This window comes from Ideonella azotifigens (assembly GCF_006519715.1).
Classification (GTDB): Bacteria; Pseudomonadota; Gammaproteobacteria; order Burkholderiales; family Burkholderiaceae_C; genus Ideonella; species Ideonella azotifigens.
In genome coordinates this window covers 1-1,230 of sequence record NZ_VIDT01001105.1, presented here as the reverse complement: position 1 = coordinate 1,230, position 1,230 = coordinate 1, and the positions used below count along the sequence as shown (strand labels likewise).

The window sequence follows — 1,230 nt, the reverse complement described above, 5'->3', positions numbered from 1 at the left end:
TACAGCTTTCCGGCCACACCCACGGCGGCCAGTTCTGGCCCTGGAACCTGTTCGTGCCGCTGCAGCAACCCTTCACCGCCGGCCTGCACAAGCTGCGCAACCTGTGGGTCTACACCAGCCGCGGCACCGGCTACTGGGGCCCGCCGCTGCGCCTGGGCGCGCCATCGGAAATCACCCGGCTGCGGCTGGTTGCCGCGAGCTGAGGCATGATGCAGCGCAGCGCTGCACGCCATCCCCAAACTCTCGGCGAGCCGGCCAGGCCGGCAGCTGTCCGCAACGAGGATTTGACGTTGAACACCCCTGACGAAATGCTCAGCCGTGGCCTGCTCACGGCAGACCAGCACCACCAGATCAGCGCCTGGATTCACCATGCCAAGACGCCCGAGGCCATCATGCAGATGCCCGCCCCGCTGTGGCAGGCGCTGTCGCTGGCCAGCGTGTTGATGAACGTGGACAGCGAGCTGACCCAGCCGCCGAGCTTCGACCTGGGGGCTTGAGCCGCTGCGCTCAGCCGGCCACGCGCTCGATGCGCTCGAAGCGCATGACCCAGTTGACCTCCCAGGTCTGGCCGCCATCGGTCGAGAAGGCCTGCTCCCAGCCGGGCGAGTCGCTGCGGGTGTCGGTCCAGCGGAAACGCACGCGGATGGGCTGGCCGTTGAACCGGTCGTCGGCGTAGAACAGGCCGGTGCCCTGGTCATCGAAGCTGCCCAGCATCGGCGTGTCGAGCTGGTGAGGATGGCGCTGGTCCAGCCACCAGATGGCCCATTGCCGCGTCTCGCTGTTGAACGAGCGAAGCGTCACCGCGCGGTAGCTCCCGGCCGGCAGGTGCAGCAGGTTGTCGTCCACATTGCCGGCGCCGCCCAGCAGCGGCCGCGTCTCGCAGGCGCCGGAAAAGGTTTCCCATTCGTTGCAGCCAGCCAGGCGCTCGCGCAGGCGGCGGTGCTGCACCTGCCAGTGACCGTGGAAGAAGTCGAAGTCGTGGGCGTTGGAAGCGTGGTTCATGGTGTCTCCTTTGAAAACTCAGGCGTGCAGCGCTGAGCGAGGGGTGGGCAGCAGCCGCAGCTGCTGTGTGGGACGGGCAAGCCATGGCGCGAGCGCCGGGCCAAAGCCGGCCCAGGCGTCCAGCGCAGCGAGGTCCGCGAAGATGGCCACGCAGACCAGCACCGACTCGCCTTCGCGCACCGGCAGCGCCGGGAAGTTGTTGGGCGTCGCTTCGGTGACGAACCAGGC

At 68.3% G+C, this 1,230-nt stretch carries 2 protein-coding genes and 2 pseudogenes; 2 read left to right on the top strand and 2 right to left on the bottom strand.

Features of this window, described 5'->3' with window-relative positions; translation table 11 throughout:
* Positions 1–203, top strand: a pseudogene (locus FKP22_RS30895) (metallophosphoesterase); the annotation flags it as partial.
* 87 nt (positions 204–290) lie between these two features.
* The gene (locus FKP22_RS30890; protein ID WP_141291998.1) at positions 291–497 is read left to right on the top strand and encodes a hypothetical protein; all 207 of its coding nucleotides are present in this window, start codon (positions 291–293) and stop codon (positions 495–497) included.
* Between the two features lie 10 nt (positions 498–507).
* On the opposite strand, the gene FKP22_RS30885 is transcribed toward FKP22_RS30890, so the two are convergent.
* Both FKP22_RS30885 and FKP22_RS33250 read right to left on the bottom strand, forming a co-directional pair.
* Positions 508–1,002 (bottom strand): DUF1579 domain-containing protein, encoded by a 495-nt coding sequence (locus FKP22_RS30885; protein WP_141291997.1) that lies wholly within the window; start codon positions 1,000–1,002, stop codon positions 508–510.
* Positions 1,003–1,020: 18 nt separating this feature from the next.
* A pseudogene (locus FKP22_RS33250) lies at positions 1,021–1,230 on the bottom strand (NIPSNAP family protein); the annotation flags it as partial.

What these genes read in the sequence shown, in the direction of transcription:
- FKP22_RS30885 (WP_141291997.1), bottom strand. Translation starts at nt 1,002, where the DNA reads ATGAACCACGCTTCCAACGCCCACGACTTCGACTTCTTCCACGGTCAC.